Origin of the sequence: Alteromonas sp. RW2A1 (assembly GCF_001886475.1) — a bacterium.
Taxonomy (GTDB): domain Bacteria; phylum Pseudomonadota; class Gammaproteobacteria; order Enterobacterales; family Alteromonadaceae; genus Alteromonas; species Alteromonas hispanica.
On the sequence record NZ_CP018031.1, the window covers coordinates 1896218 to 1919907 of the forward strand.

Sequence of the window (23690 nt, forward strand, 5' to 3'; positions counted from 1 at the left end):
AGAATATAAGTGACAACAAAACACGTCTCCAAGAAACTAAAATTCAGAATACAACATCGGCTGTTTTAATAATTGCTTGTTTGAAAAGCACGACGTCAACATTTTGACTAGCACAAAAACAAGCGTGGCGATTCTACTAAAAACTGACTAATAAACCAGCTAAAACGCACAAATTTGATTGAAAATCGACGAATTCTCAACATTCAACATTTTGATAACGCGGGGGCAACACTTAGTTTAAGTTTAGCAAGCTCCGGTGATGAGTAATGGCGCCCCATCCTCTCTGAGTAAACACACAACGTCAGAAAATGATGTAAAGGTTATAAGTGAGTTTTGCTAAGAAAGGCTTGTTTAAATTCCGTTATATGAAAGTTTTGAACTTGCGGACAGTTACCATGTGTTTTTTTTTGTTTAATTTAGAAAAGCCCGTCAGGAGCAATATTGGTTGGGGCGGTTTGATTATTTAGGTGCATAGGTTCACTGCAAGTAGCCGCACATTTTCAGGTTTTTTTAAAAAAAATGACTTAGGATTTTACGATGCAACTCACTAAAGACCTCCATAAACTGCGAAGCTTTGGACGTGTGCTTCTGGCAGTTAATATTTTTTACTGCTGGGGAATGGTATTTTATGCTGCGATAAGTCGTGGTGAGTATATATTTACATCGAAATATTTTTTTGCAGCGGCGCTACTGAGTATTCTTTACAACAACCTTTATAACGGCCTTTATAAAAGCCTCGATAAGAACTTTGTGAAGAGTAAGGCTTGACTTAGCCAATATCGAGTAGGGTGAGGCTTGCGCCTCATCCCTCTCACAGAACCGTACGTACGGGCCTCGTATACGGCTCCTGCATACTTCATATCACTTGCTACGCCCTTGCCATTCGGATTATCTTCCCCTCAGTCAGGGTGATTCAGGTTTCTTTCAACCTGACGGGTTTGCCAGCTTCGCTGGGCAAACAAAAAACCGGGCGAAAGCCCGGTTCTCAAATTAGCTTATGCGAGTATTAGTAGAAAGACTCTCCGCTTTCAGCCATTTTTTCCAATACGTCAGCAGGCTCAAATTTATCGCCTACGGCCGTAGAGTAATGATGTAGTCGTGAAACCACATGTTTAATGCCAAGGGTATCCATGTAGCGGAAAGGCCCGCCTAAGAAAGGTGGGAATCCAATACCGAAAATAGCGCCAATGTCGCCATCACGGGCATTGCGAATAACACCTTCGTCGAGGCATCGGGCAGCTTCGTTAAGCATCATAAGAACACAGCGCTCAGCCACTTCTTTTTCGCTCAACTTACTTGATGGTGAAAGGCTAAGTAACTCATAAATGCTTTCATCCACTTCTTTACCAGGCTTTTTACCTTCGTAGTCGTAGAACCCTTTCTTGTTCTTTTTACCCTTACGGCCGTCTGCTAACACCTTATCAAACGCTGAAGGCGCGGTGAAACGTTCACCAAAAGCTTCCACTAAAAAGGGAATGATTTTAGTGCCAACATCAATGCCCACTTCGTCAAGCAGCTTCACTGGCCCCACCGGAAAACCAAATTTCACGAGTGATTTGTCGATATGCTCAATGGGCTCGCCATCTAATATTAGGTTGGCCGCTTCATTCATGTAAGGCGCTAATATACGATTCACGTAAAATCCCGCACCGTCTTTTACAACAACAGGGGTTTTTCCTTGCTTTTTAGCAAACTCGACCGTAGAAGAAATTACTTCGTCCGACGTTGTTTCATGTGCAATAACTTCAGCAAGCGGCATTTTGTCTACCGGAGAGAAGTAATGTAAACCGATGACATTTTCAGGTCGCTTGGCCTTGGCTGCTATCTGGGTAATAGGAATAGACGAAGTATTAGAAGCAAAGATAGTTGTCTCTTTACAGTTTTCTTCTATATCGGCAACCATCTTTTGCTTGAGATCGAGGTCTTCAAACACGGCCTCAACCACAATGTCGATGTCTTTATAACCACTGTAATCTAGTGTGCCAGTAAGCAACGAAAGCTGCTTTTGCATCTCACTATTGCGAATAAAGCGTTTCTTCACCTTTTTATTCAAGATATCGTAGCTATATTTCATCGCATTCGCGATTCCTTCAGCTCGAACATCTTTAATACGCACTGGCACACCGGCTTTTGTCGACGTAACGAAAGCAATACCGCCCCCCATCAAGCCGCCGCCAAGCACTCCCGCTTTGTTCACTTTTGCAGGTGTAACGCCCTCTACCCCATTTTCTTTTTTCATTTCTGTAGTAGCAAAGAAGATTTGGCGAAGTTGGAAAGACTCTGGGGTCATAACTAGCTTACCAAAAGCCTCAGCTTCTGCTTTTAACCCTGCTTTCATACCTTCAGTCATACCCGTTTCAATGACATCGATAATGAAGCCTGGTGCAGGGTAATTACCTTTGGTTTTGGAAAACGTTGCCTCACGCGCCTTCTTGAACATTATGTTGCGACCTAGACCTGTGGTCTCCAACATTTTGTTCATAAGCCCTTTTTGCGGCGCTTCACGCTCTGGCTTACGCTTTAAAGCAAATTGTTCCGCTACATCGAGCAACACACTTTCAGGCACTACATCATCAACGATGCCATATTTCTTCGCCTGTTTAGCTCTTGCAGGCGAACCTGTTAGCATCATCTTCATGGCTTGTTGAATGCCAATTAAACGAGGAAGTCGTTGAGTACCGCCGCTTCCAGGTAATAACCCCAATTGGACCTCTGGTAAGCCAACTTGAGTTTTTGAAGAATCAGTACAAACACGATAGTGACACGCCAAGGCAAGTTCTAATCCACCGCCTAAAGCAGGACCGTGAATTGCCGCCACAAACGTAGCTTTCATATTCTCGATTCTATCAAAAACCGCTTGCCCACCTGCTGCTATTTTTGTTGCGTCTTCAGCTGTTTTACAGGCAGCGAGCATTGAAATATCTGCACCGGCTACAAAAGAATTACTTTTACCACTGATGACAACAACACCTTTAATACTGTTGTCCTGTTCGATATCGTCGAGCATAGCGCTTATTTCATCACCAAATTCGGCTTTAAGCGTGTTCATGCTCTCACCGGGAACATCCATGCTTAGAATAGCAACACCGTTGTCCTGTTTAGTTAATGAAAAGGCGCCTGTGGTTGGCGTTGCTTCATTTTTTACTTCTGTGCTTTCGCTCATATTTTCCTGGCTCATATTATTCTGTCTCCACAATCATTGCTGCACCTAAACCACCGGCTGCACATGCGGTTAGCAGGCCGCTACCGCCACCACGACGATTTAACTCGTTAAGCATTTGCGTAATCATACGAGTTCCCGTTGCTGCGAATGGATGTCCGTAGGCAATAGAGCTTCCCATCACATTAAATTTGTCCATATCTATCTCGCCAGTCGCTTTGCTTCGTCCTAGCTTCTCTTTGGCAAATTTATCGCTTGCAAACATTTTAACGTTGGCAAGGGTTTGCGCCGCAAATGCCTCGTGCATTTCAATTAAGGTTAAGTCGTTCAATGTCATACCGGCGCGATCTAACGCTAAAGGCGTAGCATAGGATGGACCCATTAACATGTCTTCCCATACATCAATTGCCGAGAAAGCATAACTTTTTATGTAACCTAAAGGCGTGTAGCCAAGCTCTTTGGCACGGCTTTCTGTCATCATGACAACAGCAGATGCGCCGTCGGTAAGCGGAGTGGCATTTGCGGCAGTAACAGAGCCATATTTTTTATCAAAGACAGGACGTAACTTAGCGTAACTTTCTAGCTTGGAGTCAAAGCGCACATTGTTATCGCGCTCTAGAGCCCCCTTGTAAGGTTCAGCGTAGGCTGTCATGACCTCATTTGAAAGTTTACCCTCTTCCCAACTTTTCGCTGCATAGCTGTGCGAACGATGGGCAAGTTTATCTTGTTCTTGGCGAGAGATTTGATGCGACTTCGCCATTTGCTCTGCAGTCTGCCCCATTGACAGGCCTGTTGAATATTCTGCAACAGCAGGCGGCACAGGCGCCAAATCTTTAAGGCCCAAGCGTTTGAAAATATTAAACTTCTGGCCAAGTGTTTTGGTTTTTTGCAAATCTACTAGCGCTCTTGCCAAGTTTTTAGACACACCAATCGGTGACACAGAGGTAGAATCAGCTCCACCAGCAATACCTACTTGTACGTGTCCAGCCATCATACTTTCAGCAATGTTAACCGTTGATTGGAAACTGGTTGCACAAGCTCTTGACACACTGTATGCATCAGTATGGACGTTCATTCCAGTACCTAAGACAATTTCACGAGCAATATTCGGTGCTTCTGGCATTTGAACCACTTGGCCATAAACCACTTGATCGACCCATTCTTTTTGAATGCCATGACGAACAAGAAGCTCGTTAACTACCATCTTTCCTAAATCAACAGCAGGTACGCCGTGAAAATATGTCGCCATTTTAGCAAACGGAGTACGCAACCCCGCGACAATGGCGATGCGATCACCCTCTCGGGTAGTAACTGATTGTTTTGTAGACATAATGCACCTAAATTAATGACCCTGTGCAAGTGTTATCTACACCCTCCACAAGTGGTCTGACCTGTAATAACATTGATTTTTACAAACTCTGAACAAAATAGCAAATAATGAGACCAGAATAAGGTTTATACGCCAAACAACATCGCCAAACGTTGAGAGAAAGCGGCAGCTCACTGTTTGCTCTGTGCACTTTTACTCATATTTTCGTTCAACTCGGATACTTGAAGAAACGGAAAATGAACCTTATATGAGAAACATAGTCTGTTTTGTGTCATTGTGGATGGCAATTTGGAACATATTCCGTTTTTTGTGTAACTCGCATCTTCATTCAATGATGATTGAAAAGGTAGTTTCATCTTCGACATGACACCAACACATCCTAACAACTAGAATTTACGTGGAATCATTGCATTATGGCAGCAGAGCAATTCAAACAATTACATGCTTATCTAGACCAACAAATTATTGGTCAACATGCATTGACGAAAAGCATTTTAATCGCGCTACTTGCCGATGGACATTTATTGGTTGAGGGACCGCCGGGGCTTGCTAAAACTCGGGCAATCAACGCGCTCGCTAATGGAGTTGATGGAGATTTCCACCGTGTTCAGTTTACTCCAGACTTACTGCCTGCCGACTTAACGGGAACTGATATTTACCGCCCTGAGACGGGAGAGTTTGTCTTTCAGAAAGGTCCGCTTTTTCACAATTTAGTACTTGCTGATGAGATAAACCGAGCACCTGCTAAAGTACAATCAGCATTGCTAGAGGCCATGGCAGAGCGACAGATAACCGTGGGTAGTAAAACTTATCCCCTTCCTCCGTTATTTCTCGTTATGGCTACGCAGAACCCTTTAGAACAAGAGGGCACGTATCCCTTACCTGAAGCGCAGCTCGATCGATTCTTAATGCATGTAGACATCGACTACCCAGATGCCGACACCGAGCTTGATATATTGAGACTAACTCGAGGTGAAGCACTGGAGCAGCCTCCGGTGACGCCCCCCACGCTTAGCCAAAATGATATATTTCTTTCTCGTAAAGAAGCGCTCTCTTTATACATGGCACCCGAATTAGAAAACTATTTAGTTCAATTAATTATGGCAACCCGAAAACCTGCGCTTTTTGACAGCGAGCTTGCTCAATGGATAGCAATGGGAACAAGCCCTAGGGCGACCATTGGTCTTGACAGATGTGCTCGTGCTCACGCTTGGCTAAGTGGTCGAGATTTTGTAGGACCAGATGATATTCAGGCGGTTGCGCATAATGTACTCAGACACCGTATCATACTCTCCTATCAAGCTGAGGCTGAAGGTGTAACTGTGAATGATGTATTGGATAAGATTGTTGCTACTGTCGCTGTACCATAATATATGACAGATATTCACTCACAACTTGAAAAGTTGAAAAGCAATGGCGTAGTGCTCACTACGGCGGAGTTATTGCGCTATCAGCAGTTGTCCAAGTTAGTCAATTTGACGCCTAAAAGAACGCCTCAAGCTCGCTTAGCGGGTAGTTACCTTACTAAGCACAAAGGTAGAGGAATGGAATTCGACGAGGCCCGTCATTATCAGGCTGGCGATGATATTCGAGCTATTGATTGGCGCGTTACTGCAAGAACGGGTAAAACCCATACCAAAATATATCGAGAAGAAAGAGAGCGCCCAGTATTTATATTCTGTGACTATCTACCCTCTATGAGTTTCGGTACTCAGCTGCTTACAAAAGCGGTGCAGGCTGCTCATATCTCCTCTTTAATAAGTTGGTCAGCTGCTGCCCGGGGTGACAAAGTAGGAGCATTGGTTTTCAACCAAAATGAACATAAAGAAGTTAAACCGCTTAGCAGGAAAAAAGCGGTGCTGCACGTTTGCCACGAACTGGTAGCGTTAAACAAAAATGCCACAGAAGAAGAACCCAATAGTGCTCGAGATCAACAGTCATTCGCAGATGCCTGTGCTAGAGCACGCAGATTGGCGAAACCCGGGAGCTTGGTTTATCTGGTCTCTGACTTTCAAAATTTAAGTACTGCGGCAGAGCAGCATCTTAGCCACCTTACACGCCACTGTGAAGTGAGATCGATTATTGTAGATGATCCCTTTGAGCACTCCCTACCAGAGACGGGGTCATTGCAGAGCGTTAGTGTTTCAGATGGAGAAGTGAAACAGCGTTGGGTACTTGGTGATAGTAAGGAGACGCAGAGTTATCGTCGGTGGCGTGAGGAACAAAATTCGGTAATAAGCCAAACGCTGAAAAAAATGAATATTTTGCGCTATCACGTATCAAGTGCTTTCCCGCTAGACGAGCAGCTTCAAAGTATGCAAAGAGAGCGAGTATAATGTTGTCATCTTCACAGGCTAATTCGACACAGGATAATTCGACATTAACTGGTACGTCGGCTCAAGAGTTGCCACCGCAGCCAGTACCTAGCATTGAGCCGCCAGCACTTCCTGAACTATCGTCGGTGACGGGTTCGCAGCCGAACGCGATTTCCCAGCAGCCCGCTGCAATTCAACAGGACCCGCTTGCGCAACTAAGAGATATACACACGCCAACCGATGTACACCTGTGGCCGTTAGACTGGGGGTGGTGGGCGTTACTTTTTATTATTACGGGCGTGTTGGTGACGCTATTCGTTGTTATAAAACGACATATCGCTTTTAACCAAGCACGTAAAATAGCTTTAAAAAACGTAGACTTAGTTTCAAACCAGGCGCCCGATTGGGCTATGCAGCTAAACGCACTGCTTAAACGAGCTGCGCTTACATACTTTGAGCATGAGGCCGTAGCCGGTTTGCACGGAACTCAGTGGCATGCATTTTTGTTGGCAAACTGTCCGCGAAAGCAGCAAGAAATTGAGGAGGGCCTGAGTATTCTAAACGCCAATCTCTACTCCAATAAGGAAAACTCTGGCGATTTCACGACCTGCCAAAAAGCGGTAAAGATATGGATTAAACACGCTGCGTTTAACAAAGATAAACAGGCAAAAACGTTTATAGAGGCATCGGAATAATGCTTGATTTTAATTGGTGGTGGGCATTTTTAGCGCTGCCTTTGCCATTGGTAGTGAGATTTCTATTTCCCAAATCTCCCGAGGCTGCAAGCGCCGCGTTACGCGTTCCAAAACTTCGTCCGCAACAGCACAGTGATGAAATTATCGCGAATAAAAGTAAAACAGCATTAGTTGCTGCCACTATTATTTGGCTGGCATTAGTCACCGCTGCCGCACAGCCACAGTGGTTGGGCGAACCGGTTAGCATTCCTAACGAAGGTCGAGAAATGATGCTTGCAGTTGATCTTTCAGGCAGTATGAAAATTGATGATATGCAGCTCAATGGCCGTCAAGTTAACCGCCTCACTATGACGAAGTCGGTAGTTTATGACTTTATTCAACGGCGAGTAGGCGACAGGCTGGGGCTGATATTATTTGCCGACACCGCCTATGTGCAAGCCCCATTAACGTACGACCGTGAAACTGTTTCGACATTGCTTAGTGAGGCAGTAATTGGTCTTGTTGGTGAACAAACCGCCATTGGTGATGCCATTGGGTTGGCGGTAAAACGATTCGACGCTAGAGATGAATCCAACAACGTATTAATTCTTCTTACCGACGGCCAAAACACTGCAGGCAATATTACGCCTGAGCAAGCTAAAGAGTTGGCCATAAGTAAAAATGTTAAAATTTATACTATCGGTGTTGGCGCCGACAAAATGCTCATCCAAAGTTTCTTTGGCAGTAGACAAATAAATCCATCGCAAGAGCTAGATGAAACCATGCTTTCAGATATTGCGAGCTCTACTGGGGGGCAATATTTTCGTGCACGCAATGCTGAAGAGCTCAACGCCATCTACCAGCAGCTGGATGATTTAGAGCCCATACAAGGCGAGACTCGCAAAATGCGTCCGCTTACGGCCTTATTCTATTACCCCCTAGCATTTGCCTTGATAGGTTCAATGCTTTGGATTGTCATTGTTTTCATCAGCACAACTCTTAAACGTATGACTAACAAATCTGTGGAGTCAGCGCATGAATCCTCTCACATGAAACGGGCAGGGAGACGAGCGTGATAAACGGCGATTTGACAACTAATTTTTTCAATAATTTTCACTTTATTCGGCCTGACTGGTTCTTTGCAGCCATCCCCTTACTTGTGCTGTTTATATGGTTGAAAAGACGCTCTACCAAGCATTCAGGATGGCAATCTGTCATACCTCCTCACCTGTATAGCCATATGGTGGTAGGGAAAATAAAGAAAGCTAAGCGACCTCCAATGTGGTTGCTGCCTTTTGTTTGGATATTAACTGTTGTTGCCCTTGCGGGCCCTACCTGGGAGCGGTTACCTCAGCCTGTATACCAGCTTAAAATGGGTCACGTTGTGGTAATTGATATGTCTATGTCAATGCGAGCAACGGACATGACACCAGACCGATTAACACGAGCGAAATATAAAGCAATTGACTTAATAAATACCATTTCTGAGGGTGAGATGGGTTTAGTTGCCTATTCTGGTGATGCGTTTGTCATAAGCCCACTTACAGAAGATGCCGGTAACATAACTACCCTACTTCCCAGCTTATCGCCTGAAATAATGCCTGTACCTGGAAGCGATCCGCTACTAGGTATACAAGCAGCAAACGACCTTTTAACCAACGCAGGCTTCAAAAACGGCGTTATATATTGGATTACCGACGGCATCGAGTTCGGCCAGCAGAAAGAACTTCAAGAATATGTGAGTTCCATGCCATTTACGCTAAATGCGCTTACTGTTGGGACATCTGAGGGAGCACCGATACGACAGTTAAACGGCGAATTACTCAAAGACACATCTGGAAGTATTGTTATACCCAAGCTAAACGAAGGTGCGGTAAGAAGCGTAACTAGAGCAAACGGCGGGCAGAGTAAAAACTTCACATCTAATGACGATGACATCGACGCTTTAACATCGATTTCCTTGCTCGATAGAGATGGAAATAGCGGTAATGACGATGATGAAAATAGCGAAAGTGGCGCGCAAGGTGACCAGTGGAGAGAGGTTGGCCCCTACATCGCTATTCTACTGTTGCCTTTTGCAGCCTATGCTTTTCGTAGAGGCCTGATTTTTGTCATTATTTTTTCTCTGTACGTTTCTATGCCGATAACAGCCCCGAAAGCTCATGCACAGGCAAACAGCAAATTGCAACAGGAGCAACAAACAATAACAGAATTACCGAGCAACGACTCAACGATACCCTGGTGGCAATCACCTTTTCTCAATTCTGATCAAGAGGGGTTGAGCGATTATAAGCAGGAAAAATTTACAAGTGCTGCAGATAAATTTGAGAGCAATAGTTGGAAAGCCTCAGCTTTGTATAAGGCGGGACGTTACGAAGAAGCACTAACCGAGTATGAAAAAGTATCAGGCGCGGACAGCCTGTATAACCAAGGCAATGCCCTTGCAAAACTTGGTAAGTTAGAGGCCTCAATTAAAAAGTACGAAGAAGCGCTACAACAAGAGCCTAAGCATGATGATGCAATGGCGAATAAAGCCTTGGTAGAAGAGCTTTTGAATCAACAGCAAAACCAAAACAACCAGCAGTCGCAACAAAATCAGTCTGGTGATGAGTCCAACCAAAGCGAAAATCAGCAACAAGATAATCAGTCTCAAAGTTCTGACGGTCAGCAGAACCAAGAAAATAGTAACGAATCACAAAACGGTGACGAGCAAGGCAGTGAGTCACAGGACTCTGAACAACAGGGCTCTGAACAACAGAGCTCTGAACAACAAAACAGTGATAATCAAAGTGAGGGGCGGCAGAACGATCAGCCTCAATCACCAGAGCAAGGAGAGCAGTCATCTCAGCCACCCCAAAGCGATCAGCAAAATGATCAGAGCGAGAAAGGTGATACCGAACAGGCTGAAGGCTCAAATAGTCGAGAAAACGAGTCTGAGCAGTCAGAAGAGGCCCGTGCTATGCAGGCGCAGCAAGAGGAATTGACTGACGCAGAAAAAGAAGAAATGCAGCGTATGGAAAACCTTATGCGAAGAGTGCCCGATGACCCAGCATTTTTGTTGAAAAGAAAAATGCAGCTAGAAGCCCAAAAACGCAAAAGAGAACGCATGCCATCAAACCGGAGAGATTGGTAGATGAAAGTTTTATCTAAATCTACATTGTTAACGATATTGTTTACCGCCTTATCTATTCTGCCTGCTCACGCTGATATCAACTCAGTAGAAGCAACGATAGACAAAAATCCTGTCATGCTTGATGAAGCCATTAGACTGACAGTTACTGCTGATGGAAGTGCTGACAGAGATGCCTTTGATAGCTCACCATTACTAAAAGACTTTGTGGTAGGACGCACTTCGGTAAGCAGTCAAACTTCTATAGTTAACTTCGATGCAAAGCGCTCCACAACATGGACAACGACACTTTTCCCAAGAAAAGAAGGCACATTTACTATTCCGTCTTTACGGGTTGAAAACAAAAGTACTTATCCCATTGAGGTTACCGTTATTCCCGTTCAGGAACAAAGCAACGTAGCCAGAGATTACTTTGTCACGACGGATATTGATTTAACAGAGGCGTTCCTAAATCAACAGCTTCTTTACACAGTTAAGCTGCATCTCTCGAGCAATATCGAACGCGGCAGTTTGCAAGCCCCCGAAATGGAAAACGCCGAAATTCGACAATTAGGAGATGACAAACAATATACCGATATTATAAACGGGAGAAGATATCAGATTATTGAGAGGCAGTTTGCTGTGGTACCTCAAGCGTCTGGAGAATTCACGCTGCGCGGCCCAGTATTTACCGGTGAAGTCATGGCGTCGAACACCAATCAGCGCTTCGGTTTTTTCAACCGCACTCAACAAATCAATCGCGTAGGACCTGATATTGTTGTCAATATTAAACCTATTCCACGTGACATCGATTACCCTTGGCTACCTTCAGAAATGGTAAGGCTTGACGAAGAGTGGCCACAAGGCGATAGTTTCGTAGTCGGCGAGCCAATTACCCGCATTGTCACTCTGACAGCCCTGGGAGTAGTTGAAGAACAATTGCCGGAAATTCCCGAATTTTATCCGCCAACGTTTAAACTGTATCCAGACCAATCAAACACCACTACGGTAGAAAAAAACCAGAGTTTGATCGCCCAGCGACAAACCTCTCTGGCCATTATTCCTACCGAGCCAGGAAAAATGGTTTTACCTGAAATTACTATTCCTTGGTTTAACACGCTGACTGAAAAAACCGAATATGCCACCATTCCATCTCAATCTATAACCGTCGTTGCCGCCTCTGGTGAAGGTAAAAACGCCGCCTCAACGAGCGAAAATCAAAGTTCCGCGAGCTCAACAGCACCAAGTTCTTCACTCGAGGCAGACTCTACACAAGAACCTACGCAAGGCAGACCGGAAAACTCAACTCAGCAAACACCTGCTAAATCGCAACAAGATACTTCCGACACGCCGTGGTCTAATAACACAGTTTGGTTGGTCATTTCCGTTTTGGCATTAGGTTGGCTAGTTACCTTTGTGGTGCTAATGCTCTATATTAGAAGATATCGCACAATCGATTACAAAAACGCTGGGAACAGTCAAAACACTCGACTGACGAATAAAAATTCAGACAGCGGAGAGAATCAGGCGTACAAAGTATTGATGCAAACGGTGAAGTCTAAAAACGTTTCACAAGTAGATACTGCCCTACAGCTTTGGTTGCGCTCTTTAAATGGCAACACAAAAGTGCGCCCTATGCAGGATGACCTTCCTGAGACTCACGCTATAAAAGAGCCTTTGGATAAATTACATAAGTCGCGGTTTTCAAAGACGAGTGAGGCAACAGACTCTGCAAGCGTCGACACTATTATGGCAGAGCTTGCTAGCGCCATAGATGTCGCCCGAAGTTCATACCTTAAACGTCAGAAAGGTAAAGAAGCCGAGCTATCTAATTTATACCCTACGTAGCAGAGTGAAACGCACTGCGGTTAGCTCTACCTATGAAGAACTAAAAATAATAAAAGTTGCGGCATAAACATATGTGCAGCGAACCAAAACTGGGAGATAACATGAAAAAATCACTATTTTCACTTACACCGATTGCCATTGCACTATTATCAATAACAGCGTGCTCTCCGGCTAATGAAACATCACAAACACAACCTACTGCGGTTAAAAGTGAAAAAGACTCGGCGCAAACAGAATCCCAACGCCTTGCAGCGTTTTTTGAGCGTTCATTTGAAGAAGATTTGAAACGTTCACCCCTATTTCAAAGTTACCTAGGAAAAAAATGGGATTACGACAAGTGGGATGATATTAGCGAAGCTGAGGTAGATGAACAAATAGCTATTGCTAAAGAAAGACTTAGCACGCTGGAGTCCTTTGACACTCAAAAGCTTAACGAGCAAGAAAACCTCAGCCTTCGTCTTTACAAACTTGGCATTGAAAGAGACTTAGCCAACGATGAATTTCGCCACCATCGTTATATAGTGCACCAGTTCAGAGCTGCTCATACACAAGTACCTAGCTTCCTTATCAATATTCACAGCGTAAAAAGCAAGGAAGATGCGGCAGCTTATGTAAGCCGACTTAACAATGTGAGTACCTACTTCGACCAGGTCATCGACCAGATGAAGCTAAGAGAAAAAGCCGGTGTATTCCCACCTAAATGGGCTTACGACCAAATGATTGATGCATCTCGAAACGTTATCAAGGGTATTCCATTTGACACATCCGAAACAGCTTCGACACTTTGGGAAGATTTCCAGGGCAAAGTGAGCGCTCTATCATTAACTGATGAAGAAAAGGCGGGACTCCTCGAAGATGCCAAAAAGGCGTTAACTAGCTCGGTTGAGCCCGCCTATAAGCGCTTGATAAAAGAATTAGCACACCAAAAAACACTGTCTCCAGAGGGCGATGGGGTTTGGCGACTGCCCGATGGAGAACAGTGGTATCAAAACCGTTTAAATTGGTTTACTACTACCGAGCTAACTGCTTCAGAGGTTCACCAAATTGGCTTGAATAATGTTGAGCGGATCCACAACGCTATGCGCGACATTATGGAAGAAGTTGAATTTGAGGGCACACTTCAAGAATTCTTTGTTTTTATGCGTGAAGATGATCAGTTCTATCTTCCGTCAACGCCCCAAGGAAGACAGCAATATCTTGATGATGCCAAACAAGCAATCGACGATATGAGAGAAGAAATCCCTGATTATTTCGGCATTCTTCCTGAAGCCCCCATGATTGTAAAACGGGTGGAGGCATTTAGAGAGCAATCTGCGGGGAAAGCCTTTTATCAAAGCCCGGCACAAGATGGAAGCAGACCCGGCATTTATTACGCTAACCTATATGACATGAAGGCGATGCCAACGTACCAACTAGAAGCCTTGGCGTACCACGAGGGTATTCCAGGCCACCATATGCAGCGAACTATCGCTCAAGAACTCGATGGTATTCCACAGTTTCAGAAGTTCTTAAGCTTTACTGCGTATACAGAAGGCTGGGGGTTATATACCGAAGAACTTGCTAAAGACATGGGCTTTTACAAAGACCCCTACTCTGATTTTGGTAGATTAGCCATGGAGCTATGGCGTGCGTGTAGACTCGTTGTCGACACCGGTATTCATGCTAAAAAATGGTCTAGAGAAGAGGCGGTACAATACTTAGTTGAAAATACGCCAAACCCTGAGTACGACGCACAAAAAGCCATTGAACGATATATTGCTATGCCCGGGCAAGCTACTGCTTACATGATTGGAAAACTCAAAATAATGGAGTTACGTGAGAAAGCAATGAATGAGCTCGGGGACAATTTCGACTGGAAAGGCTTTCATGATGAAATTTTAAAAAATGGTCCAGTTCCGCTTTCTATATTAGAAGAGAACGTAGACGCTTGGGTTAAAAACCGAAGCGCCATGTGATGCTTTACTGTTAAAGTGATAATGTTAGAGAGCGCCTAGGCAGTTTCGCCGCGGCGCTTTTTTTTGCGGCGCAACACTTGGGTAATCTTTCAAAACACAAAATGGAAAATATTTTATGTTTGCTCGAAATAAAATCGATAACACACAGGTCTTATCGAGTATGAAAGCAAAGCATCAAAGATATGAAGCCCTAGTGAAGGCATTTCACGCCGATATTTTCCGTTACGCTTACTGGCTAGTGAAAGACAGAAGTGTAGCTGAAGATATTGTTCAAGAAACATTCCTTAGGGCGTGGCGTTCCCTCGACGCTCTCAATGACGAGAAAGCAGCAAAAGCTTGGTTGATCACGATTTTGCGCCGTGAAAATGCTCGACGATTTGAGCGCAAACAGTTGGATGTTATTGATATCGATGATGTGTTTATCCACGACGAGACTCAGCAAGCAGATGGCGATATCAACCAACGAGAACTCCACCGGCTACTCGGGGGGTTAAGTATTGAATATCGAGAACCTCTTATTTTGCAGCTATTGTTCGGTTTTAGCGGTGAAGAAATTGCCGCACAGCTAAATCTCAATAAAAACACGGTTATGACACGTTTATTTCGAGCCCGAAATCAGCTGAAAGAGGCCGTCGAAAAACAAGATGAAAACAGAGGTCGAATAAATGGATGATTTAGAGTTTAGACGCAGAATTTATGCGGATCCAGAAACGACTGACAGCGACCTTATTGCCGCAGCAAATGCCGATGAAAAAAAGCGTAGCTTTTGGCATGAGCAAAAACAAATGGACAAAAAGCTTAAGCAGGCGTTAAAAGTTGAAGTACCTGATGATTTAGCGAGCAAGCTTATTTGGCAGCAGTCTGCTGATGAATTCAATCGCTATAAGAAAAGAAGCCGTCGGTATATGGCTGTCGCAGCTTCAGTGGCTTTTACTATTGGTATAAGTATCACTATGTGGAACCAGGACTCGGTCGACCTTTCAGGGCAAGCGCTCGCCCATATGCAGTATGCAGAGGTAGAAGAAGCACACTCTCTTTTGCCTGTTGACCTGAATATGGTAAATGCAAAATTAGCAAGCTTCGGCGCCAGTTTTAGCGACATGATTGAGGGTATTGAGGTAGCTAACTACTGTCACTTAAATACGGTGAGAAGCCTGCATTTGATTATTGATACCCCGCAGGGAAAAATGTCGGTATTCGTTGTACCTAAAGACGAGCATATGGAGCTTCCTAGTTATTTTGAAGACAATCGCTTTCATGGAGAAAGCATAAAAATGAGGCAGGCAAACGTGATTGTTGTCGGCGATAAGCGTGCTGATCTTACAGAGATGAAAGAGGCGGTGGCAAAAAGAATGCAGTTTACCGCCTGATTAAGCTGAATATCTAAAGCTGAATTGATGTAAGTGCTTCCCCCAATTTTTTCGCCGATTACAGACTTTACAATATTACTGATAATTTAACATGCAAACCGCCCTCACACCTTATATACTCTGTGCTCGTTTGCGTCTCATGACCTACTAATGATTTTCTAAAAATAGCCATTGTAGGGTATTGCGGCGATTGAAAAGCATCACGATAAAAAAGATAGAGTAAGCAGGTCGCAAAGTGAGTATCAGTAGTGTAAGTATATTAGTAAAAGCCTCTTTGCTTTTACTAATATATATCCCCTCTTTAGTTTTTGCCTCATCGCTTCAAAATGGCGATGCGGAAAAAATTAACCGCTACGCTAATCTCACTCATGCCGTGCTTTATGAATGGAACTATCCTTCTGAGCTCTCAAACGAAGACATTCTCCAACAACTCAAACAAAGCAAAATCCAATCTGATGAATCGGATATAAGCGTTGTTTTTCGGCATGTGATAGCCCTATCTAACGCTCAACACGTTGATGCGCCAAAAGTCCCCGTTGTTATAAAAGAAGTTCTCTTAGATAGACATTGGCAAGCTTTAAAGAGAGCCGATATTAAAACTTACGCTTTTTTGAAGGCGTACCATATCTATATTAAAGGTTTCAATGATTTTAAAGGCTCAGTGAAGCGTCTTAGCTCAACTGTTCCTGCACTTTACAGCTTAAAGAACGACCTTCTACGCTCAGGTAACAAAGTAGCAATCATAACGGTTAGTATGTGGATTGCGTCGGAGTTGATTGATACAGCACCTATACAAGCGATAAATGAAATAGAGTTTGCGTTGCCTCATTTACCCAGTGAACCATCAGGTAACAAACTCGTAATGGAAATTAACCTGGTTGATGCGCACAATGATTTAGCGGATTTATACCTAAACTTGAATGTACCGAGCAAATCAGCCGAGCATGCCAAAAAGTTCATAACTTTGAAAAGACAGTATCACTCTTTAGAAACAACGGACTTTTTATTTGCAATTAGTACTCTAAACCGACTTGGCAAGTTCGACGAAGCTCTAGAATTAATTGAAGAAGCGAGAGATAGCGCCCCCGTTGACGACCACTTTGAAAGTGTGTTTTTAGATATGTTTGAAATGAGTATTTATGGCTCTCGACTAAGAGAGGGAGACAAGGCAAAACTGACTGAACTTAGCACTCGAGTCTTGAACTCTTCGGTTTTGTTTCCAAACGAGTCTGCTGACATAAAGCCTACTGCCAACGCAATATATAACGCAGTGAATGGAAACGATGAGGAATTTAATTATTCGATTCTTCAGCTTGAGGAAGCATTTGAAAAGAAATACTCTTCCACGCCTCTAAAAAATAAAGCCGTGTTGAATAGGTACCTCATACTGAAACATATTTATAACATTCGAGGTGATATCGAAAATGCATTTTCATACCAAGAAAAGTATCAGCTGGCTTTGTTGAATTCTCATGGGGAGAAATTCCAATCTGCTAGCGGCATCAAGCTAGATTTGCTTTCAAAAGATATTGAACTTGCTGAATATCGCCAAAAAGAATTGCTCTCATTACAGCAAGAAAAAGTGGGATTAACAGGAGACAAAGCGAACTTACGCACTGCAGTATTTGCACTTATCGCAGTTATCTGCCTTATGATCACTTCATGGTTATGGCTAGCCAAAAAACAAAGTGACAAGCAAGCCAATACCGACTCTCTTACAGGCGCTCTTACCAGACGAGCAATGCTACGACAATTAAAAGCACTGCTTAAAAGACACCCATCTTCCTGTCTTGCATTGCTCGACATAGATCACTTTAAACGCATCAATGACAAATATGGTCATGCTGTAGGTGATGAAGTATTAAGTACATTTAGCGATATTATTCGCCAAAGAATTCGAAAGAGTGACTTAGTGTGCCGGTATGGCGGCGAAGAATTTCTTATTTACTTTGAACATTCCACAGAACAAGAAGTGACAGCAATTCTTGACGAGTTAAACAACTCCTTCTCAAGTAAAACAAATTGGTCTACTACCAATAAAGCACTCACCGTGTCATTTTCTAGTGGCGTTGTTGCACTAAACGGAACAACAAACTCTGAATCTGTTATTAAATTGTGCGACGACCTGTTATACAAAGCAAAAAATCGCGGGCGCTCAAGAGTTGAATCGACAACATTGGCGCACAGTTATTAACCCCTAATACTACCTATTACCCTCTATTAATATCCTTATAAACACCCGAATTCGCTGGCTTCAAAAACTTTTTCCCCTCGAGCCCCTCGAACACAGGGGTTATGCTGGTGCTAGCGAAAGTCTTATGCTAGTAAACCCACAGTTGGATAAATATTATCAAAATTAGCATAATCTTTTAAAAACCGTTCAAAAACCAACCAGTGAGCACATACTTACATGGAGACTCCAAATTATTGGTGATAGCATGGAATAAAAATTAAAGGGAACATATATGGCTACTGGCACGATTATTTCGTTGGGTTTGTATTTTGTTGTAATGTTGGGGATAGGTCTTTTTGCTTACCGGCAAACAGACACCAACGTTGAAGGTTATATGTTAGGTGGCCGCCAGTTAGGCCCGGCCGTTACCGCTTTATCCGCAGGCGCGTCTGATATGAGTGGTTGGATGTTAATGGGTCTTCCGGGAGCAATGTACGTCTCGGGCTTATCTGCAGGCTGGATTGCCGTAGGTTTAACGCTAGGCGCACTAGCCAATTATTTACTTGTCGCCCCACGACTGCGTATCTATACAGAAGTTGCCAGCAACTCCATCACCATCCCGGATTATTTCGAAAATCGTTTTGCAGATAACTCACGCATTCTTCGAGTTATCGCTTCTGTCGTTATTGTCGTTTTCTTCACTCTTTATACATCGTCTGGTGTAGTTGCCGGCGGCAAATTATTTGAAACCTCGTTCGGGTTGAGTTACGAAACTGGCTTGTATGTCACTGCAGGCGTTGTTGTTGCCTATACATTGGTCGGCGGGTTCATGGCAGTTAGCATGACCGACTTTGTACAAGGCTGTATCATGTTTGTTTCGCTAATCATGGTACCAGCGGTGGTTATCAGTGAATTGGGCGGTATTAGCGCATCTATCGATGCACTTGATAACATAAACCCTGCTTTGTTTGACGCATTCATGGATGCATCTTCGAATGAAGCCATAACCTTTATTGGTATAGTGTCGCTGATGTCCTGGGGACTGGGTTATTTTGGTCAGCCACACATTATTGTGCGCTTTATGGCGATACGCTCGGTGCAGGATATTCCGAAAGCCCGTAACATTGGTATGAGTTGGATGATCGTATCTATTATTGGTGCACTAATGACTGGCTTATTTGGGCTAGCCTACGTCACCGGAAATGGTAATTCCATCGACCCCGAAACCGTTTTCATCTACCTTTCACAAATTTTATTCCACCCTCTTATTGGTGGCTTCTTATTAGCCGCAATTTTAGCGGCGATTATGAGTACAATTTCATCGCAACTGTTAGTAACGTCTAGTTCACTTACCAGTGATTTTTATCAAGCATTTTTACGTAAAGACGCCTCTGACAAAGAGTTAGTTATTGCCGGTCGACTAAGCGTAATTGCAGTTGCGCTAGTCTCAATATTTTTAGCGTACGACAGAGACAGCACCATATTGACCCTAGTCAGCAATGCTTGGGCAGGGTTCGGCGCCGCATTCGGTCCATTGGTTCTATTTAGCTTATTTAAGCGTGAAATGACTCGAAGAGCAGCTTTAGGCGGAATGGTTGTAGGTGCGGTAACTGTATTACTGTGGATATATCTACCGGTAACTATCAACGGCCAAGCGCTCGGAGACTGGATGTATGAAATAGTACCTGGGTTTATTCTTTCCAGCCTAGCTATTATTATCCTCAGTAAAACAGGCAAGCCGCGCGAGGGTGTCACTGAAACCTTCGATGCATTTCAAAAGCAATTTAACGCGCGTTAATAAGAAATTCATTGTTTTGTAAAGCCTCAAATTGTTTCGCAATTTGAGGCTTTTTACGTTCTAGTCGCCAAAACAAGCGCTTATATCTAAATTATATAGGTTTTTATTTTTTGAGAATAAGAAAGCTATTTTAAATAGCAAAATGGCATACTACTTTTGAAAATAAATATGTTATCTTTCTATGCAGAAAAACAACCCGCATATAACTTTTTTTTATATAACATAAATCGGACTTCAAAATGACTGCAAGTATCCCGTCTATCACGCATTTGAAACAACTCGAAGCCGAGAGTATCCAAATTTTCCGAGAAGTTGCTGCTGAGTTTGACAACCCAGTAATGCTTTACTCGGTAGGAAAAGACTCTTCGGTTCTTCTTCATCTAGCACGTAAAGCGTTTGCACCAGGTAAAATTCCTTTCCCTCTACTTCACGTAGACACCACGTGGAAATTTGGCGAAATGATAAAATTCCGCGATGAGCAGGCGAAAAAGCACGGCTTTGATCTGCTTGTTCACATCAATGAAGAAGGTGTTGAGGCTGGCGTTGGTCCATTTAGCCACGGCTCAGCAAAACACACTGATATCATGAAAACCCAGTCTCTTAAACAAGCACTGAATAAGTATCAATTTGATGCTGCATTCGGTGGCGCCCGTCGTGATGAAGAAAAATCTCGCGCCAAAGAGCGCGTTTATTCATTCCGTGACAGCAACCATCGCTGGGATCCAAAGAATCAACGCCCAGAGTTGTGGAACATTTATAATTCACAGGTAAACAAAGGCGAAAGTATTCGTGTATTTCCAATGTCTAACTGGACTGAGCTAGATATCTGGCAATATATCTACCTTGAAAACATCGATATTCCACAGCTGTATCTGTCAAAGCCTCGCCCAGTAGTAGAGCGTGACGGCGTTTTGATAATGGTAGATGATGACCGCATGCCGTTAGAAGAAGGCGAAGTGCCAGAAATGCGCTCTGTTCGCTTCCGTACTCTAGGTTGCTATCCATTGACCGGTGCTGTTGAGTCAACAGCGGCAACACTTCCCGAAGTTATTCAAGAGATGTTGCTTACCAAGACGTCTGAGCGTCAAGGCCGCGTTATCGACCATGACAGCGCAGGCTCTATGGAGAAGAAGAAAATGGAAGGGTACTTCTAATGGCCACAGACAACGTTGTTTGGCACAAACACGAAGTCAACAAGACCACCCGCTCTGAGAAGTTAGGTCAAACACCTCGCGTGTTTTGGCTTACCGGGTTAAGTGGTTCTGGTAAATCTACGTTAGCCAACTTGCTTGAGAAAAAACTTCACGAGCAAAATAAACATACGTACCTGTTAGATGGCGACAACGTACGTCACGGTTTATGTGGCGACTTAGGATTTAGCGACAAAGATCGGGTTGAAAACATTCGCCGCATTAGCGAAGTCGCCAAACTTTTTGTTGACTCTGGAACCTTGGTACTGACTGCGTTTATCTCTCCTTTTAAAGCTGACCGCGATTATTGCCGCAGCTTAATGGAAGAAGGCGAGTTTGTGGAAGTGTTTGTTGATACACCACTTGAGGTGTGTGAAAAGCGCGACCCCAAAGGCTTGTACAAAAAGGCCCGCAGTGGCGAAATCAAGGACTTTACAGGTATCGATTCAGCCTATGAAGCACCTGAATCACCGGAAGTACACTTAACCTATCAGGATGAACCGGCAGAGCAGACCGCTGAGCGTTTATATGCTTTGCTACAAGAAAAGGGATTGGTGTAATGACACAGCCTTTAAATAATCTCGCACAAAAAGTGCTAACTATTGCCAAAGAAGCTGGCGATAAAATTATGGCGATTTACGAAAAAGATTTCGCTATTTATGAGAAGCAAGATACCAGCCCACTAACCGAAGCTGACCTTGCCGCCCATAACGTTATTGTAAAGGCCCTTGAAGCGGAATCTGACCTGCCTATTCTTTCTGAAGAGTCAGCTGATATTTCGTGGGATGAACGTAAAACATGGTCGTCATACTGGCTGGTTGATCCGCTAGACGGCACCAAAGAGTTTATTAAGAAAAACGGTGAATTTACGGTAAACATTGCACTTATCGAAAACGGTAAACCGACAATGGGTATTGTTTACGCTCCAGCGTTAAACAAAAGCTATGTGGGTACTGTTGGTGAAGGTGCTTGGACCGAAATCGACGGTGTGTTCACGCCTATCACGGCGAAGAAACACAGCGGTAACGACGTGTGGAAAATAGTTGGAAGTCGTTCTCATCAAAGCCCTGAAATTCAGAATTTACTAGCACAACTTGAAGGTGAAACTGAACTGGTAGCTATGGGAAGTTCTTTAAAACTCTGTTTAGTGGCGGAAGGTGAAGCCCACCTTTACCCTCGTTTGGGCCCAACATCTGAATGGGATACAGGCGCTGCACATGCAGTTGCACTGGCTGCTGGGGCAAGTGTAACTGTTCTAGACCCAGAAAATCCACTAGATGACAACGCCGACGCTCTTACCTATAACCAAAAAGAGTCTGTATTAAACCCCTTTTTCCTTGTGAGCGCATAACATGAACAACGAAAACGAATTATTAAGACAGGACGTTCTGTCTTACCTTGAGCAACACGAAAAGAAAGACATGCTACGTTTCCTTACCTGCGGTAGCGTAGACGATGGTAAGAGTACCCTTATTGGTCGCTTACTTCACGATTCAAAAATGATTTACGAAGACCAGCTTGCCGCTATTACAAAAGACAGCAAAAAAGTAGGTACTACGGGAGAGAAAGTTGACCTTGCCCTTCTTGTAGACGGTCTTCAGTCTGAGCGTGAACAAGGTATTACCATTGATGTAGCTTACCGCTACTTCTCTACCGACAAGCGTAAATTTATTATCGCTGATACTCCAGGGCATGAGCAGTACACCCGCAATATGGTAACAGGCGCATCTACTTGCGACCTTGCTATTATTCTTGTTGATGCCCGTGGCGGCGTTAAGGTGCAAACTAAGCGTCATTCATTCCTAGTTTCACTTCTAGGTATTAAGCATGTTATTGTTGCGATCAACAAAATGGACTTAATGGACTATTCGCAAGATGTTTACGAGCAGATTCAAGCTGACTATCTTAAGTTTGCTGAGCAACTTGATATTCCTGATATTCAATTTGTTCCACTGTCTGCGCTCGAAGGCGATAATGTTGTAAGTATTAGCGAAAACACACCCTGGTTTAACGGCACGCCATTAATGGAAATGCTGGAGAACATCGAGATTGGCGAAGACGACAACCATCACGACTTCAGATTTCCAGTACAGTATGTTAACCGTCCTAACTTAGATTTCCGCGGATTCGCAGGCACAGTGGTTTCTGGTCAAGTAGCGCCAGGAGACGAAATTACTGCACTTCCTTCTGGCAAAACATCAAAAGTTAAGCAAGTAGTGACTTTTGAAGGTGACCAAGAGCGCGCTTATGTACCTCAGGCGGTAACGCTTACTCTAGAAGATGAAATCGATATTTCTCGTGGCGACATGATTGTAAAGTCAGATAATTTGCCTTTGCTTTCTACGCAGTTCAAAACTCATCTTGTGTGGATGTCTGAAGAGCCATTGATGCCAAACAAGCAATACTTGTTTAAGTTTGCAACGAAATCAACACCTGGTGTTGTCGCTCATATCGATAATCAAATAGACGTTAACACATTGGAAAAAGCCGATGCTATGCACCTAAATCTCAATGAGATTGGAGTGGTTGATGTGAAATTCACTCAGCCTATTGCATGCGACCCTTATAAACGCAATCGTCCAACGGGTTCATTTATCGTTATCGATCGCCTTACCAACGGTACGGTAGGTGCGGGTATGGTAATTGATGCCATTTCTGGTGATGCACAGCATGCTTCTGCAAACTTTTCTGAGTTTGAATTAGAATTCAACGAGCTTGTGCGTAAGCACTTCCCTCATTGGAACGCTGTGGATATTTCTAAGCTATAA

The 23690-nt window shown here is 43.7% G+C and carries 17 protein-coding genes; 15 read left to right on the forward strand and 2 right to left on the reverse strand.

From position 1 onward, the window contains the following. Positions 1 to 1006: 1006 nt before the first annotated feature. Both fadJ and fadI read right to left on the reverse strand, forming a co-directional pair. Positions 1007 to 3178 carry a fatty acid oxidation complex subunit alpha FadJ gene (fadJ, locus tag BM528_RS08530; RefSeq protein WP_442855900.1) on the reverse strand — a complete coding sequence of 724 codons (2172 nt, stop codon included), beginning with the start codon at positions 3176 to 3178 and terminating at the stop codon, positions 1007 to 1009. A gap of 1 nt (position 3179) precedes the next feature. Beyond that, on the reverse strand, positions 3180 to 4490 hold the full coding sequence (gene fadI, locus BM528_RS08535) for an acetyl-CoA C-acyltransferase FadI (protein WP_071979518.1): 1311 nt from the start codon (positions 4488 to 4490) through the stop codon (positions 3180 to 3182). 413 nt (positions 4491 to 4903) lie between these two features. Between fadI and BM528_RS08540 the strand changes: the two genes are divergently transcribed. The 15 genes from BM528_RS08540 (at position 4904) to cysN (ending at position 23690) form a co-directional block, all read left to right on the forward strand. After that, the gene (locus BM528_RS08540; protein ID WP_071979519.1) at positions 4904 to 5860 is read left to right on the forward strand and encodes an AAA family ATPase; all 957 of its coding nucleotides are present in this window, start codon (positions 4904 to 4906) and stop codon (positions 5858 to 5860) included. A gap of 3 nt (positions 5861 to 5863) precedes the next feature. After that, positions 5864 to 6826: a DUF58 domain-containing protein gene (locus BM528_RS08545; protein ID WP_071979520.1), complete on the forward strand. Its 963-nt coding sequence runs from the start codon at positions 5864 to 5866 to the stop codon at positions 6824 to 6826. Then, positions 6826 to 7500, forward strand: a complete 675-nt coding sequence (locus BM528_RS08550; protein ID WP_071979521.1) for a DUF4381 domain-containing protein — start codon at positions 6826 to 6828, stop codon at positions 7498 to 7500. Before BM528_RS08545 ends, BM528_RS08550 begins: the two co-directional genes overlap by 1 nt. Then, on the forward strand, positions 7500 to 8555 hold the full coding sequence (locus BM528_RS08555; RefSeq protein WP_071979522.1) for a vWA domain-containing protein: 1056 nt from the start codon (positions 7500 to 7502) through the stop codon (positions 8553 to 8555). Before BM528_RS08550 ends, BM528_RS08555 begins: the two co-directional genes overlap by 1 nt. Then, positions 8552 to 10612, forward strand: a complete 2061-nt coding sequence (locus BM528_RS08560; protein WP_332249011.1) for a VWA domain-containing protein — start codon at positions 8552 to 8554, stop codon at positions 10610 to 10612. The genes BM528_RS08555 and BM528_RS08560 overlap by 4 nt, the downstream gene beginning before the upstream one ends. Next, positions 10613 to 12436, forward strand: coding sequence for a BatD family protein (locus tag BM528_RS08565; RefSeq protein WP_071979523.1), 1824 nt, complete (start codon positions 10613 to 10615; stop codon positions 12434 to 12436). It begins immediately after the preceding gene. A gap of 101 nt (positions 12437 to 12537) precedes the next feature. After that, the gene (locus BM528_RS08570; protein ID WP_071979524.1) at positions 12538 to 14391 is read left to right on the forward strand and encodes a DUF885 domain-containing protein; all 1854 of its coding nucleotides are present in this window, start codon (positions 12538 to 12540) and stop codon (positions 14389 to 14391) included. 115 nt (positions 14392 to 14506) lie between these two features. Next, positions 14507 to 15064 (forward strand): sigma-70 family RNA polymerase sigma factor, encoded by a 558-nt coding sequence (locus BM528_RS08575; RefSeq protein WP_071979525.1) that lies wholly within the window; start codon positions 14507 to 14509, stop codon positions 15062 to 15064. After that, positions 15057 to 15761: a DUF3379 family protein gene (locus BM528_RS08580; protein WP_071979526.1), complete on the forward strand. Its 705-nt coding sequence runs from the start codon at positions 15057 to 15059 to the stop codon at positions 15759 to 15761. The genes BM528_RS08575 and BM528_RS08580 overlap by 8 nt, the downstream gene beginning before the upstream one ends. Positions 15762 to 15996: 235 nt before the next feature. Further along, positions 15997 to 17955 (forward strand): GGDEF domain-containing protein, encoded by a 1959-nt coding sequence (locus tag BM528_RS08585; RefSeq protein WP_083595241.1) that lies wholly within the window; start codon positions 15997 to 15999, stop codon positions 17953 to 17955. A 271-nt stretch (positions 17956 to 18226) separates the two neighbouring features. Continuing rightward, on the forward strand, positions 18227 to 19732 hold the full coding sequence (gene putP, locus BM528_RS08590) for a sodium/proline symporter PutP (RefSeq protein WP_071979527.1): 1506 nt from the start codon (positions 18227 to 18229) through the stop codon (positions 19730 to 19732). A 239-nt stretch (positions 19733 to 19971) separates the two neighbouring features. Continuing rightward, entirely contained in the window at positions 19972 to 20886 is a 915-nt protein-coding gene (gene cysD, locus BM528_RS08595) for a sulfate adenylyltransferase subunit CysD (RefSeq protein WP_071979528.1), read from the forward strand. Beyond that, positions 20886 to 21482 (forward strand): adenylyl-sulfate kinase, encoded by a 597-nt coding sequence (gene cysC / locus BM528_RS08600; RefSeq protein ID WP_071979529.1) that lies wholly within the window; start codon positions 20886 to 20888, stop codon positions 21480 to 21482. The genes cysD and cysC overlap by 1 nt, the downstream gene beginning before the upstream one ends. Next, positions 21482 to 22273, forward strand: coding sequence for a 3'(2'),5'-bisphosphate nucleotidase CysQ (gene cysQ, locus BM528_RS08605; protein WP_071979530.1), 792 nt, complete (start codon positions 21482 to 21484; stop codon positions 22271 to 22273). The genes cysC and cysQ overlap by 1 nt, the downstream gene beginning before the upstream one ends. Before the next feature lies 1 nt (position 22274). After that, a complete protein-coding gene (cysN, locus tag BM528_RS08610; RefSeq protein ID WP_071979531.1) occupies positions 22275 to 23690 on the forward strand; it encodes a sulfate adenylyltransferase subunit CysN in 1416 nt (471 codons plus the stop codon).